The organism is Actinomadura sp. DC4, assembly GCF_030406325.1.
In the GTDB taxonomy this organism is placed as follows: domain Bacteria; phylum Actinomycetota; class Actinomycetes; order Streptosporangiales; family Streptosporangiaceae; genus Actinoallomurus.
The window spans coordinates 123510-137130 of sequence record NZ_JAUEQY010000019.1; the positions used below are offsets into that span (position 1 = coordinate 123510).

The following is a 13621-nucleotide window of genomic DNA, read 5'->3' on the forward strand; positions in this document are numbered from 1 at the left end:
GCTCCTGATTTTCAACTGTCCGCCGGACATACCAATGTGCCGATCTTCTCACCGCGTACGGCCCGCACGATGTTGCCTTGGCCCATCAGGTCGAAGACCACGATCGGCAGAGCGTTGTCCATACACAGGCTGATCGCGGTGGAGTCCATGACCTTCAGCCCGCGCTGCAAGACCTCGCCGTACTCCAGCCGGTCGAACCGGAAGGCGTCCGGATTGATCTTCGGGTCGGCGTCGTACACGCCGTCCACCTGCGTGCCCTTGAGCACCGCGTCGGCCGAGATCTCCAGTGCGCGCTGGGCCGCGGCCGTGTCCGTGGAGAAGAACGGCTGGCCGATCCCCGCGCCGAAGATGACCACGCGGCCCTTCTCGAGGTGACGGATGGCACGCCGCGGGATGTACGGCTCCGCGACCTGCCCCATCGTTATCGCGGTCTGCACCCGCGTGTCCACGCCGAGCTTCTCGAGGAAGTCCTGCAGGGCCAGGCAGTTGATCACCGTGCCGAGCATGCCCATGTAGTCGCCACGGGCGCGATCCATGCCGCGGGCGGACATCTGCGCGCCGCGGAACATGTTCCCGCCGCCGCAGACCACGGCGACCTGAACTCCCTCACGGGTGACCTCGGCGACCGCCTTGGCGATGTGCTGCACGATCGACGGGTCGATGCCGAGGCCTCCACCGCCGGCGAACGCCTCGCCGGACAGTTTGAGAAGCACTCGCTTCCAGCCATGAGACGACGGAGCCGCCGTCGTGTCGGTGGGTTCCTTCTCCTGCACGGCGGCGGCTCCTTCGATACTCGTGATCTGCTCGGCCTCAGGCCTGTCCGACCTTGAAGCGGGCGAAGCGCTTGACGCTGACGCCGGCCTCTTGGAGGACCTTCGCGATCGTCTTCTTGGGGTCCTTCACGAACGGCTGCTCGAGCAGGACGAAGTCCTTGAAGTAGGACCGTACCCGGCCTTCGACGATCTTCGGGATCGCCTGCTCCGGCTTGCCCTCGTCGCGCGTGATCTGCTCGGCGAGAGCCCGCTCCTTGGCGACGATGTCGGCCGGGACGTCGTCGTTGCTGAGGTACTTCGGCGCCATCGCGGCGATCTGCTGCGCGACGTCCTTGGCGACCTCGGCGTTCTCGGTGTCCAGCTCGACCAGGACGCCGGTGGTCGGCGGCAGGGACGGGTCGGACTTGTGAAGGTAGCTGGCCACGAAGGTGCCCGTGAAGTGGGCGAAGCGGCGCAGCTCGAGCTTCTCACCGATCTTGGCACTGTTGTTGTCGATCAGCTGCTGAACCGTTGTACCCGGCTCGATCTCCGCGCCGAGCAGCGCCGGAACGTCGGCCGCGCCGCTGCCCGCGGCGAACTCGGCGATCCGGTTGGCGAGCTCGATGAACTGCTCGTTCTTGGCGACGAAGTCGGTCTCGCAGTTGAGCTCGAGCAGGGTGCCGTCGCCGGAGCCCTTGAAGTGCTCGGCGACCAGGCCGTTGGCCGCCGTACGCTCCGCGCGTTTGCCGACGTCCTTGGCACCCTTGAGACGCAGAAGCTCGACGGCCTTGTCGAAGTCGCCCTCTGCCTCTTCGAGGGCCTTCTTACAGGCCATCATCCCGGAGCCGGTGAGCTCGCGGAGCCGCTTGACGTCGGCGGCGGTGGTGTTCGCCATTGTGGTCGTGTCTCTCTCGTCGATCGTCGGTCGTCAGGCTTCCTGAGCGGGCTGAGCCTCCGCGGTGGGGGCTTCCTCGGCCTCGGCCGCAGGCGCCTCGGGGGCCGCAGGGGCCTCGGCGGCCTCTTCGGCCGGTGCCTCTGCCTCAGCCGGCGTCTCGGCCGGTGCCTCGGTCGCCGGTGCCTCGGTCGCCGGTGCCTCGGTCGCCGTCGCCTCAGGGGCCGCGGCGTCGCCTTCGTCCTTCTTCTGCAGCAGCTCGCGCTCCCACTCGGCCAGCGGCTCCTCGGCGCCGACGGCGGCGGGCTTCTCGTCACCGGAGGTGGAGGCGCCCGCGCGGGAGATCAGGCCGTCCGCCACGGCGTCGGCCACGACGCGGGTGAGCAGGCTGACGCTGCGGATGGCGTCGTCGTTGCCCGGGATCGGGTAGTCGACCTCGTCGGGGTCACAGTTGGTGTCGAGGATCGCGACGACCGGGATGCCCAGCTTGCGCGCCTCGTTGACCGCGATGTGCTCCTTCTTGGTGTCACAGATCCACACCGCGCTGGGCACGCGCGCCATGTCACGGATACCGCCGAGGGTGCGCTCGAGCTTGTCCTTCTCACGCTTGCGCATGAGAAGCTCCTTCTTGGTGAGGCCCGAACCCGCGACGTCGTCGTAGTCGAGCTCCTCCAGCTCCTTGAGCCGCGTCAGGCGCTTGTGCACCGTGGAGAAGTTGGTGAGCATGCCACCCAGCCAGCGCTGGTTGACGAACGGCATGCCGACGCGCAGCGCCTGCTCGTTGATCGACTCCTGCGCCTGCTTCTTCGTGCCGACGAACAGGATCGTGCCGCCGTGGGCGACCGTCTCCTTGATGAAGTCGTACGCGCGGTCGATGTAGGACAGCGACTGCTGCAGGTCGATGATGTAGATGCCGTTGCGCTCGGTGAAGATGAAGCGCTTCATCTTCGGGTTCCAGCGCCGGGTCTGATGCCCGAAATGCACGCCGCTCTCGAGGAGCTGCTTCATGGTGACGACGGGTGCCATTGCCCGTGTTCTCCTGTCCGGCCCAGTTGCTCGTGGGCCATGTCTCGGTTGTTCTGCGCCCGTGCGTGCCCCTCCCGCAGCTGCTGCCACGGACCGAGAGAGCCGCCCCATCGTTCACCGATGACCGGCGGGCGCGTGAATTCGGTCGTCCGACCGTTCAGTCAGTGTACCGGCGGTACCGGGTCGTCGTGGAATCCGCATGATTCATCGCCGGGTTATCCACATTCTGTAACTCCGGCCTGGCCCGCTCCCGGCCCGGGCAAGACCCTTGTTCCATGACATGGATCGGGATGATCGCCCTGGTGACGGCCCTGTTTCCCGTCTCGGGGACGGAGTGGCGGTGGCCGTTACGACCGGCGCCGGAGGTTCTGCGCGGCTTCGATCCGCCGGCCCATCCGTGGGAGGCGGGCCACCGTGGCGTGGATCTCGCGGCGTCGCCGGGCCAGCGGGTATACGCGGCCGGTCCTGGCCGGGTGGGCTTCGCCCACGATCTGGCGGGCCGCGGGGTGGTGACGGTCGACCATGGACGCTTACGGACGACCTACCTTCCCGTACGCCCGTCGGTGCGCCCTGGGCAGGTCGTACGGGCGGGGTCCCGGCTCGGCGTCGTGGAGAGCGTCCTGGGCCACTGCGGCCAGTCGCCGTGCCTGCACTGGGGCCTGCGTGAGGGAGTCGTCTACCTCGACCCGCTGACGCTGGTGGGCCGGGCCCCGGTACGCCTCCTGCCCTGGTGGGACGAGACCGGCGCCGGGCCGCCGACGATCGACCCGCCCGTCCCGTACGCCACCGGCACGTACGAGGCCGCCCCGCCTTGACATCTCACCTCCGTCCGTCGCGCATTCCCCGGCCCGGTCTTGTACGCGACCGCGCTCTTTCAGGACGCGCCGGCCCAGGGTCGTGGGGGCGTGCTCGCCAGGTCGCCGGACACGCCCTCCATCCCCACTCCGGCTCGCGGCCCACCGGCTCACCGGTCGCGCCGCGAGCCGGTGACCGGCCGGATCGCCGACGAACGGCCCAGGCCGGACTCCTCGGCCGACGGGCCGGCGACCGCGCCGGGCCCACCGCCGCCTTCCAGGCTCTCGATCACCTCTCATTTCCGTTCAATTCCGTCACCCGCCCCCCGACCACGCGAGTCGTTCGAGGCGTTGGGAGCAAAGGCGTCAAGTTGCCTTTGTCCGACGGCGTTCCCGCCCTTGCCCGGCCGTCGGCGACGTACCCTGCGTGATGTGCACATCGATGTCCGGGCCTACCGCCCTCGCGGTCTCACTCCCCGGCGCGACGCCGGGCTGTACGCCTATGAGCGGGTGCTCGAACGTGCCGGCCTCGGGCCTGTCGCGGGGGTGGACGAGGCCGGACGGGGTGCGTGTGCCGGGCCGCTCGTGGTCGCCGCCGTCGTGCTCCCGCCGGACCGGCGCGCGCGTATCGAGGGCCTGGCCGATTCGAAGCTTCTGACCCCCGCCCGGCGGGAACGCCTCTATGCCGAGATCACGGCATCGGCGACGGCATGGAGCGCGCTGATCGTGTCGAGAGAGGAGATCGACCGCATCGGCCTGCACCGCTGCAACATCGCGGGAATGCGCAGGGCACTGGCCGGCTTGAACATGGTCCCCGGATATGTCCTCACCGACGGCTTCCGGGTTCCGGGCCTGGTCGTGCCGGGCCTGCCGGTGCCCAAGGGCGACCGGGTGGCCGCATGCGTGGCCGCCGCCTCGATCGTCGCGAAGGTCACCCGAGACCGGATCATGGTCGACCTGCACGAGCGGTATCCGGACTACGGCTTCGCCGTGCACAAGGGGTACGTGACACGGGCGCACGCGGCGGCGCTGCGAGAACATGGCCCGTGCCCCGAACACCGCCTTTCGTTCATCAACGTGGCACGCGCGGCGGACGGAGGCGCCGGGGAAGCGACCGTGGTGGCGGGAACCACGGAGGAAAAGGATGCTCCGGTCACTGGGGAAACCGACTGGGACGCGTCAGAGTATGAGAAGACCGCCGGCCGGGCGGACGTCGCCTGAGCCGGTAGTACGGGGAGGAAACGGCCCATGAGCGCAGAGGATCTCGAGAAGTACGAGACCGAGATGGAGCTCCAGCTCTATCGCGAATACCGTGACGTCGTCGGCCTGTTCGCCTATGTCGTCGAGACCGAGCGCCGGTTCTACCTGACCAACACGGTCGACCTGCAGGTACGGAGCACCGACAACGGCGAGGTCTTCTTCGAGGTGACGATGCAGGACGCATGGGTCTGGGACATGTACCGCCCTGCGCGCTTCGTGAAAAGCGTCCGCGTCGTCACGTTCAAAGACGTCAACGTCGAAGAACTCGCCAAGAGCGATCTCGAACTTCCCGAGAACTGACACCAGGTCACATAGCCGAGCACATCCGTACCTAGGTGGTGGACACTTCCGCCACCTGAATTTTCATCGTCACGTGGACTGCGGATTGCTGTCCGCGCGCCCCGGGTGATGCGGCGGTGCCCCTTGCCGTTCTACGCGTAGTACGAGCAGGCCCAGTGAGCGGGGCCATCCGTCTTGATCGGCGCACGGCGTACGGCGTAGGACCGGAGTTATCCACAGAACGTCGCTCTACTACCACGATCCGTGATCTTCCGGCACCTTCGACTTCGGAGGTGAGGCGCATGCGCGCGAAGGACGTGCTCGGGCGACGTGGTGAGGATGCCGCTGCGAGCCATCTGGCCGGTCTCGGCTGGACGATCATCGAACGCAACTGGCGTTGTCCAGAGGGCGAGCTCGACATCGTGGCCCGCGACGGATCCAGCATCGTCGTGTGCGAGGTGAAGACGCGATCCAGCGTCGAGTACGGCGCTCCGGTCGAGGCCGTCACGCCCACGAAGGCCGCCCGGTTACACCGGCTCGCCGCCCGATGGCTGGCCGCCCGCGGCGTCGGCCACGTTCCCGTCCGCGTCGACGTCATCGGGCTCGTGGCCGACGACTCCGGGCGGTTCAGCATCGATCACCTCAAGGGAGTGAGCTGACGATGGCCCTCGCCCGCACCAGAGCCGTGGCCCTCCTCGGCGTCGACGGGCAGATCGTCGACGTCGAGGCCGCGATCACCAATGGGGTGCCCGGCCTGCATCTCGTCGGCCTCCCCGACACCGCCCTCAGCGAGGCCCGCGACCGCGTACGTGCGGCGATCTTCAACAGTGGTGAGGTTTGGCCCAATCGCCACGTGACCGTGAGCCTTTTCCCGGCCAGCTTGCCCAAGCGCGGCAGCGGATTTGATCTTGCGATATCAATCGCGGTGCTCGGCGCGAGTGAGGTCCTGCCCCCGGATGCCTGCGCAGGCCAGGTGATGATCGGCGAGTTGGGCCTCGACGGCCGGATCCGCCCCGTCTCCGGAGTACTGCCGGCGGTGCTGGCCGCCGCTGACAGCGGCGCGGAGACGGTGATCGTTGCGAGCGGCAACGCCGCCGAGGCGTCGCTCGTCCCCGGCGTACGGGTGATCGGCGTCCCCTCGCTACGCGCCCTGCTCGCTCGCCTACGCGACCTGCCTCCGCCGCAGGAGGCGGACGAGGGGACCGCCGCGGCGGCCGGCCCCGCGTCCCACTCCGACGGACTGGCCAGCCGCTCCCGTGCCCGGCGCGGCGAACTCGATCTGGCCGACGTACGCGGCCAGGCCGAGGGCCGCAAGATCCTCGAGATCAGCGCGGCCGGAGGACACCACGTCTGCTTCATGGGCCCACCGGGCTGCGGCAAGACCATGCTCGCCGAACGCCTCCCCACGCTGCTTCCGGACCTGGATCGCGGCGCGGCCCTGGAGGTCTCCGCGATCCACTCGGTCGCCGGCACCCTCCCGGCCGGTCAGCCCTTGATCACCCGACCCCCGTTCCAGGCCCCTCACCACACCGCCTCACGCGCGGCACTGGTCGGCGGCGGCAGCGCGCGGATGATCCAGCCGGGCGCCGCGTCGTTGGCGCACCGGGGCATCCTGTTCCTGGACGAGAGCCCGGAGTTCGCCGGCGGAGTCCTGGACGGCTTACGCCAGCCGTTGGAGGAGGGCGAGGTCGTGATCGCACGCTCCGGCGCGACGGCGCGCTTCCCAGCGAGGTTCACGATGCTGCTGGCGGCCAACCCGTGCCCGTGCGCCGCCCCGAAGACCCGCGACTGCAGCTGCGCACCATCCGTACGACGCCGCTACCTCGCGCGCCTTTCCGGTCCCCTGCTCGACAGAGTCGACCTCAAATCCCGACTGAAGGAGGTGACCCGTGCCGAGCTCCGCTACGACCTGGAGCTGGCCGAGTCCAGCAAGGTCGTCGCCGAACGCGTCCTCACCGCTAGAGAACGCACCCGCGCCCGCCTGGCGGACACCCCATGGCGCACCAACGCGGAGATCCCCGGCCGAGAGCTACGCCGCCGCTTCGCGCCCCAGCCGCGGGCGTTGGCCACCCTCGACCGCCCTCTGGCCGACGGCCGCCTCAGCGCCCGAGGCCTCGACAGAGTGGTCCGCGTCGCCTGGACCCTCACCGACCTCACCGGAAAGGAGAGACCCACCGCCGACGAGATCAACCAAGCCCTGGGCTTATGGGAGGGCCGCGCTTAGAGCCCGCCTTGAGGTACCCGGCCGTGCCGGGCGGTGTCCAGATGGCGCCTCGCGAGGCGGAGGGAGGAGGCGGTCCAGTTTGGTTACCGGCTGAGGACAAAGCGGCGAGGTGCCGCCTGGGTGCCGCGCAGAGGGACAGCGCGCCTTCGAGGCAGGCTCCAGCCCAGCCGAACCGTGGCGGGTACGGCGCGCCAGTGGCCAGTTCGGGGGTGGTCGGAGCCTGGTCCGTATGACGGGCCCGATGTCAACGATGGAGCCGTGACAGCAACAGGTTCGGTGCCGGTGGCGGGCTGAGCGTTGATCTCGGACTCCGGCTGGTCGCGGTCGGCCCCTAACGACTGTCCGGCGCTCGTGATGGGTGCAGGCTCGCCGGGGGCTCCGAAGCCGCCTGAGATCGGCGTGGCGATCGCCCAAGGGCGGGGCGGTAACCCCTACTGCGGCAGACGGATCCGGTCCCAGCGGGGTCCGGTGCCGAGGGGCAAGCTGGCATTGGTCGCAAACGCTGTCCTCCTTACGGGCAGGCCTCGTCCCGTCGACGAGCAGCCCCGCACTGCGGCAGACGGATCCAGCCCCCACCTGGGTCTGGAGCCGACGGTGAGGCCGGCATCGGTCACAAGCGCCGTCCTCCCGACGGGCAGGCATTGTCCCGGCGGTGGACGGATCCGGTCCCACACGGTCCGAAGCCGATGGTCAAGCCGGCATCGGTCACAAACGCCGTCCTCCCGACGGGCAGATCTCGTCGCCGCGGCGGGCAGCCCCGCACTGCGGCAGATGGGTCCGGCCCCACGTGGGTGGGTCCGGTGGCGACGGTGGGACGGGCATCGGTGGCAAGCGCTGTCCTCTTGGCGGGCAGACCTCGTCCCTGCGACGAGCAGCCCCGCGCTGCGGTACAGGTCTTGTCGTGCAGTGAGTGGCCCTGTCGTTGGGTGAGTGGCCCTGTCGTTGCAGCGAGTGGCTTTTCCGTGCGGTGGGCCGTCATCGTGCTCGCGGTAGGCAGGCATCGTCCGTGCGGTGGGCCGTCATCGTGCTCGCGGTAGGCAGGCATCGTCCGTGCGGTGGGCAGGCGTTGTCCTTGCGGTGGGCAGGCTCTTGCGCTGCGGCGGGCGCCTTTGCCCTGCAGCAGACGCGGCTCGCTTCGCGGCGGGTGCGACGCCGAGTGGCGCGGCTGTGGCGGCTGCTGTCCTTGGGCTGCCCACCGCCTCTGGCCGCTTCACACCTGTCGCAACACGATGCCGGTCGCGAGTCCACGGGGACGGCTCACCTTCGCCGGTGGGCTCCGCGCCGTCACCGGTGGGCTCCGCGCCTTCGGCAGGGGCTCGAAAGCTTCGACGGGGGCTCGAGAGCTTCGACGGGGGTTGAGCGTATCGGCGGGGGTTGAGCGTCTTCGGCGGCGCTCAGGGCATCCGGCGGCATGTGCTCTCGCCGGGGACCGTCGCCGATGGCTGCGGACTCGCCGAACGCCGGACAAGGCCGGCCAGGCGCCTGGTCCGACCGTCCTGTTCCGGAGACGGCCGCGTGACCGGTCGCCGAGTCCTCGTCCCATGTCCCTACCGACACACCCCGCGCCAACGAACCGAGAAAGGCGAACTAATGATCTCTTCTGACGAACGACTGGCGCGTGCACTGCTCACCCGTATGGCTGAGCCCGGTGACGAGCGCTTAGGCCGTCTGATCAGTCGGGAAGGGGCGGAAGGCGCGCTCGAAGTCGTCCGTGCCGGAGAAGCGCCCGCAGGACCGGATCGGGCCGATCTCGAGAAACGGTTCCCCGCCTGGCGGGCTCGGCTCGCGGAGGCGGATCCCGAGCGGCTTCTCGCCGTCTGCGAAGAGCGCGGTGGGCGGCTCGTCTGCCCCGGCGAGGCCGAGTGGCCGTCTCAGCTCGACGACCTCGCCTCAGGCCGTCCCTACGCGCTCTGGGTGTGCGGCGATCAGGATCTGCGGTTCGGCTGTCTGCGGTCGGTCGCGCTCGTCGGTGCCCGGGCCGCGTCGCCGTACGGGATTCACGTCGCCGCCGAGATGGCCGCGGAGCTCGCCGACAGCAACTGGACCGTCGTCAGCGGCGGGGCGTACGGGATCGACGCCGCCGCGCACCGTGGCGTGTTGAGCGCCGACGGCCTGACCGTGGCCGTGTTCGCGTGCGGTGTGGACGTGACGTACCCCAGCGACCATGCCGGTCTGTTCACGGAGATCGCGCGTAGCGGGCTCCTCGTGAGCGAACTGCCGCCCGGCACCACCCCCACCCGGCCGCGCTTTTTGATCCGCAACAGGGCCATCGCGGCCCTGACCCGCGGCACGGTCGTGGTCGAGGCCGCCCAGCGCAGTGGGGCGATCAGTACGGCCCGGCACGCCCGTGACCTCGGCCGCGCGGTGATGGCCGTGCCCGGACCGGTGACCTCGCCGACCTCGGCCGGCTGCCACACGCTGCTGCGCGAATGGGCCGAGGTCACCTGCGTGACCGACGCCTCCGACGTCCTCGACCGCGTCGGTCTCATCGGCGACGACATGGCGCCCGAACGCCGCGGACCGGTTCTCGACCGCGACCGCCTCGGCCCGGCGGCGCGCGACGTACTCGAAGCCCTGCCCTCACGTGGCGGGGCCGGTACCGCGCGCATCGCGGTCACGGCCGGAGTGGATCTCGACACCGCGCTGACCTGCCTGGGCGCCCTCGCGGCCGGGGGTTTCGTCGAACGCTGCGCGAAGGGATGGAAACTGCGTCGCAACGCCGCCGAGCCCTGAGCCTCTGAGCTCGCATCGACCTGATGAGAGACGACGAGCGAAGCGTCAGGCCCGGCGGTTGCGTAGGCGGCGGCGCAGGAGGGTCACCGGCAGGGCGCCTATGAAGCCCAGCGCCAGCGGGGCTTCGGGCAGTGTGTCGTTCAAGGCCAGGCCCGGGGCGCCGAAGGTCGACGGGATGGACAGCGTCTTCACCCGCGACAGCGGCCAGACGACCACGAACGCCCGGCCGATGACGCGGCTCTCGGGGATCGTGCCGCCGCCCGGGTCGCCGATGTGGCCGCGTGAGTCGTACGACACCTCGCGGTGGTCGCCCATCACCCACAGGTGGCCCGCCGGCACGGTGATCTTGAACTTGCTGTCCGACGGGCGGTTCTGCTCGCCTGTCTGCGGGTCCGTGTAGAGGTACGGCGTCTCCACCAGCGGATGGCCGTTGACCGTCACATGGCCCTGCGCGTCGCAGCAGGCCACGCGGTCGCCCGGCACGCCGATGACGCGCTTGATGTAGTCCTTCTCCCCCGGCACGACCCCGAACGCGCTGCCGATGGCGTGCAGCACCTTGGACACCGGGTTCTTCGGCGCGGCGTACTGGACCTCCGGGTCCCAGGAGTCGAGGCCGTTGAACACGACGACGTCACCGCGCTTGATGTCGCGCGTGTGGTAGACGATCTTGTTGACCAGGACGCGGTCGCCGACCTTGAGGGTGTTCTCCATCGACTGGGACGGGATGTAGAACGCCTGCACCGCGAAGGCCTTGATGACCATGGCCAGGGCCAGGGCCACGCCGACGAGGATCGGGAGTTCTTTCCAGAAGGAGCCCTGCTTCTTCTTTCCCGACTTCTTCCCGCCGGACTCGCCGCCGGGCTGGTCGGCATCCTCGCCGATCACCTGCGGAAGGCGGCCGTCGCCTCTCGCCCCGTCGGAGGAGATGTCGTGGCGCGTTTCATTGGAGGCGGGCTCGCGCAGTCCCTGCTCGTCGTCGCTCATCATTGGGAAGCCTAATGCCCTGAGGCCTCGCGGGCGCTTACCGTCCGCGTGTCGTCTCCGGCAAGGGGGCCGGAGTCGGCTGATTAATGAACTTCGCCCCGGAACGCCATTACAGCGCTCCGGGGCGACGCTTATGAGCCCGTGCTCAGTTGTCGCGCTTTTCCTTGATGCGTGCGGCCTTGCCGCGAAGGTCGCGCAGGTAGTAGAGCTTGGCGCGCCGGACGTCGCCTCGGGTGACAACCTCGATCTTGTCGATCGATGGGCTGTTGAGCGGGAACGTACGCTCCACGCCCACGCTGTAGCTCACCTTACGAACGGTGAACGTCTCGCGAGCGCCACCGCCCTGACGCCGGATCACCACGCCCTGGAAAACCTGGATGCGGCTTCGGCTGCCCTCGGTCACGCGCACGTGGACCTTGAGCGTGTCACCCGGGCGGAAGTCCGGTACGTCCGACCGCTTCGCGGCGTTCTCGATCTCCTGGATCAGGGTGTGCATGACTGCGTTCCTCGCATTGGACACGCGCACAGCGCACAGCGCCGGAACGCGATTGGGGTCTTCTTGGGAAGTCTGGGCGCACCCGGCATCGAGCCGGGTCGACATCTCAGTGTGCCATAGGTTCGCCGTCGACCGGAAAACCGGCCTCGTCGAGGGTACGCCGGTCGGCGTCGTCCAGGGGGTTTCGGCCGATGAGTTCGGGCCTCGTGGCGGCCGTACGGCGCAGCGCCTGGTCGCGTCGCCACCGGGCGATGGCCCCGTGGTCACCGGACATCAGCACCGGGGGCACGGGACGCCCGCGCCAGGACGGCGGCTTGGTGTACACCGGGCCTTCGAGCAGGGACTCCATCCGGCCCGGCGCGAAGGAGTCGTCGCTGACCGAGTCGGCGTTGCCCAGGACGCCCGGCAGCAGCCGGGTCACCGCCTCGACCATGACCAGCACCGCCGACTCACCGCCGGCGAGGACGTAGTCGCCGATGCTCACCTCATCGACCGGCATCCGCGAGCGCGCCTCCTCGATCACCCGGGCGTCGATGCCCTCGTACCGGCCGCAGGCGAACACCAGCCACGGCTCCGCAGCGTACGCGACGGCCGTCTCCTGGGTGAACGGGCGCCCGCTCGGCGTCGGCACGACCAGCCGCGCTCCCGAGCCCTCCGGGGCGACGGCGTCGAGCGCCTCTCCCCAGGGTTCGGGCTTCATCACCATGCCGGGACCGCCGCCGTACGGGGTGTCGTCCACGGTCCGGTGCCGGTCGTGGGCCCAGCCGCGCAGGTCGTGGACGTGTACGTCGACGTCGCCGCGCCGCCGGGCCTTGCCGAGCAGCGAGACGTCGAGCGGCGCGAAGTAGTCGGGGAAGATCGTGACGATGTCGAGTCTCATGACAGCCCGGGAAGAGGCGCCGGGCTCACAGAAGCCCCGGCGGGGGGTCCAGGACGACACGGCCGGCGGGGACGTCGACCGCGGTGACGATGGCGCTGACGAACGGCACCAGGGCGTCGTCTCCGTCCGGACGGCGGAGGACCAGCAGGTCCTGGCCGTGGTGCTCGACGTCCACGATCTCGCCCAGGGCAGCGCCCTCCGGCGACACCGCGGACAGGCCGATCAGCTCGTGGTCGTGGAACTCGTCCGGGTCCGACGTCGGCGGGATGTCGGCCGAGTCGACCAGCAGCAGGGTGCCGCGCAGGGTCTCGGCGCCCGTACGGTCCTCGAACCCGGCGAAGCGTATGAGCAGACGGCCCGAATGCATGCGTACGGTCTCGATGGTCAGCGGGCCGTCGTCTTCTGTGGCGAGCGACGACCCCGGCGCGAATCGCGCGCCGGGGTCGTCCGTGCGTATCTCAACGCTCACCTCGCCACGGATACCGTGGGCACGGCCGATCCGGCCGACGACGAGCAGCATCACGCCACCCCGCCGGTCACGGGCCCGCCGCTGCGAGCCGAGGGTCCACCGGACACCGCCTAGCGCGCCTCGTTGAGGTCGAGCAGGTCGACGCGGACATAACGTCCTCCGGCGATGGCGCTCACCACCGTGCGCAGGGCCTTGGCCGTACGGCCGTTGCGCCCGATGACCTTGCCCAGGTCATCGGGGTGCACGCGTACTTCAAGGACCCTGCCGTTGCGCAGGCGTCGCGCGCGAACCCGGACCTCGTCCGGGTTCTCGACGATGCCGCGCACCAGGTGCTCGAGCGCCTCCTCGAGCACGCTACGCCTCGCTCTTGGCTTCGGCGGCGTCCTCGGCCGGCGCCGGCTCCTCTGCCTTCGCCTCGTCCTTCTTGGCCTTCTTCGGCGCGGCCTTCTTGGACCTCGGCTGAGTCGCCTTGCCCTCGGTCTCGTCCATGGTCTCCTTGACGGCGGCCTGGAAGACCTCGGCCTTGTTCGGCTTCGGCTCGGCGACCCTCAGCGTGCCCTCGGCACCCGGCTCGCCCTTGAACTTCTGCCAGTCCCCGGTGATCTTGAGGATCGCCAGGACGGGCTCGGTCGGCTGGGCGCCGACGCCCAGCCAGTACTGCGCCCGCTCGGAGTCGACCTCGATGAACGAGGGCTCCTCCTTCGGGTGGTACTTGCCGATCTCCTCGATGGCGCGGCCATCGCGCTTGGTGCGGGAGTCGGCTACGACGATCCGGTAGTACGGTGCCCGGATCTTCCCCAGACGCTTGAGCTTGATCTTGACTGCCACAGCT

General features: G+C 69.7%; 16 protein-coding genes. 6 read left to right on the forward strand and 10 right to left on the reverse strand.

Going from position 1 to position 13621, the window contains the following annotated elements:
• Positions 1-11: 11 nt before the first annotated feature.
• The 3 genes from pyrH to rpsB are packed head-to-tail and all read right to left on the reverse strand — an operon-like array spanning position 12 to position 2670.
• On the reverse strand, positions 12-773 hold the full coding sequence (pyrH, locus tag QWU11_RS28705) for a UMP kinase (protein WP_290117564.1): 762 nt from the start codon (positions 771-773) through the stop codon (positions 12-14).
• A gap of 37 nt (positions 774-810) precedes the next feature.
• Positions 811-1647 (reverse strand): translation elongation factor Ts, encoded by an 837-nt coding sequence (gene tsf, locus QWU11_RS28710; RefSeq protein WP_290117565.1) that lies wholly within the window; start codon positions 1645-1647, stop codon positions 811-813.
• Between the two features lie 33 nt (positions 1648-1680).
• Positions 1681-2670 carry a 30S ribosomal protein S2 gene (gene rpsB, locus QWU11_RS28715; RefSeq protein WP_290117566.1) on the reverse strand — a complete coding sequence of 330 codons (990 nt, stop codon included), beginning with the start codon at positions 2668-2670 and terminating at the stop codon, positions 1681-1683.
• Positions 2671-2945: 275 nt separating this feature from the next.
• Between rpsB and QWU11_RS28720 the strand changes: the two genes are divergently transcribed.
• Positions 2946-3485 (forward strand): M23 family metallopeptidase, encoded by a 540-nt coding sequence (locus QWU11_RS28720; RefSeq protein ID WP_290117567.1) that lies wholly within the window; start codon positions 2946-2948, stop codon positions 3483-3485.
• A gap of 149 nt (positions 3486-3634) precedes the next feature.
• Here the strand turns inward: QWU11_RS28720 and QWU11_RS28725 are convergent, their stop codons facing one another.
• Positions 3635-3757, reverse strand: coding sequence for a hypothetical protein (locus QWU11_RS28725; RefSeq protein WP_290117568.1), 123 nt, complete (start codon positions 3755-3757; stop codon positions 3635-3637).
• A gap of 139 nt (positions 3758-3896) precedes the next feature.
• On the opposite strand from QWU11_RS28725, the gene QWU11_RS28730 reads away from it, so the two are divergent.
• From QWU11_RS28730 to dprA, 5 genes are all read left to right on the forward strand, one after another.
• Positions 3897-4685, forward strand: coding sequence for a ribonuclease HII (locus QWU11_RS28730; protein ID WP_290117569.1), 789 nt, complete (start codon positions 3897-3899; stop codon positions 4683-4685).
• Positions 4686-4712: 27 nt separating this feature from the next.
• Positions 4713-5024: a DUF2469 domain-containing protein gene (locus QWU11_RS28735; RefSeq protein WP_290117570.1), complete on the forward strand. Its 312-nt coding sequence runs from the start codon at positions 4713-4715 to the stop codon at positions 5022-5024.
• Positions 5025-5305: 281 nt separating this feature from the next.
• Positions 5306-5662 carry a YraN family protein gene (locus tag QWU11_RS28740; RefSeq protein WP_290117571.1) on the forward strand — a complete coding sequence of 119 codons (357 nt, stop codon included), beginning with the start codon at positions 5306-5308 and terminating at the stop codon, positions 5660-5662.
• A 2-nt stretch (positions 5663-5664) separates the two neighbouring features.
• Positions 5665-7227: a YifB family Mg chelatase-like AAA ATPase gene (locus tag QWU11_RS28745; RefSeq protein WP_290117572.1), complete on the forward strand. Its 1563-nt coding sequence runs from the start codon at positions 5665-5667 to the stop codon at positions 7225-7227.
• 1635 nt (positions 7228-8862) lie between these two features.
• The gene (gene dprA, locus QWU11_RS28750) at positions 8863-9960 is read left to right on the forward strand and encodes a DNA-processing protein DprA (protein ID WP_290117573.1); all 1098 of its coding nucleotides are present in this window, start codon (positions 8863-8865) and stop codon (positions 9958-9960) included.
• Between the two features lie 45 nt (positions 9961-10005).
• On the opposite strand, the gene lepB is transcribed toward dprA, so the two are convergent.
• From lepB to rpsP, 6 genes are all read right to left on the reverse strand, one after another.
• The gene (gene lepB / locus QWU11_RS28755) at positions 10006-10944 is read right to left on the reverse strand and encodes a signal peptidase I (RefSeq protein WP_290117574.1); all 939 of its coding nucleotides are present in this window, start codon (positions 10942-10944) and stop codon (positions 10006-10008) included.
• Positions 10945-11089: 145 nt separating this feature from the next.
• On the reverse strand, positions 11090-11440 hold the full coding sequence (rplS, locus tag QWU11_RS28760; RefSeq protein ID WP_285569071.1) for a 50S ribosomal protein L19: 351 nt from the start codon (positions 11438-11440) through the stop codon (positions 11090-11092).
• 106 nt (positions 11441-11546) lie between these two features.
• Positions 11547-12320, reverse strand: coding sequence for a tRNA (guanosine(37)-N1)-methyltransferase TrmD (gene trmD, locus QWU11_RS28765; RefSeq protein ID WP_290117575.1), 774 nt, complete (start codon positions 12318-12320; stop codon positions 11547-11549).
• 25 nt (positions 12321-12345) lie between these two features.
• Entirely contained in the window at positions 12346-12840 is a 495-nt protein-coding gene (gene rimM / locus QWU11_RS28770; protein ID WP_290117576.1) for a ribosome maturation factor RimM, read from the reverse strand.
• A 59-nt stretch (positions 12841-12899) separates the two neighbouring features.
• The gene (locus tag QWU11_RS28775; RefSeq protein WP_290117577.1) at positions 12900-13142 is read right to left on the reverse strand and encodes an RNA-binding protein; all 243 of its coding nucleotides are present in this window, start codon (positions 13140-13142) and stop codon (positions 12900-12902) included.
• A gap of 1 nt (position 13143) precedes the next feature.
• Positions 13144-13617, reverse strand: a complete 474-nt coding sequence (gene rpsP / locus QWU11_RS28780) for a 30S ribosomal protein S16 (protein WP_290117578.1) — start codon at positions 13615-13617, stop codon at positions 13144-13146.
• Positions 13618-13621: the final 4 nt, after the last annotated feature.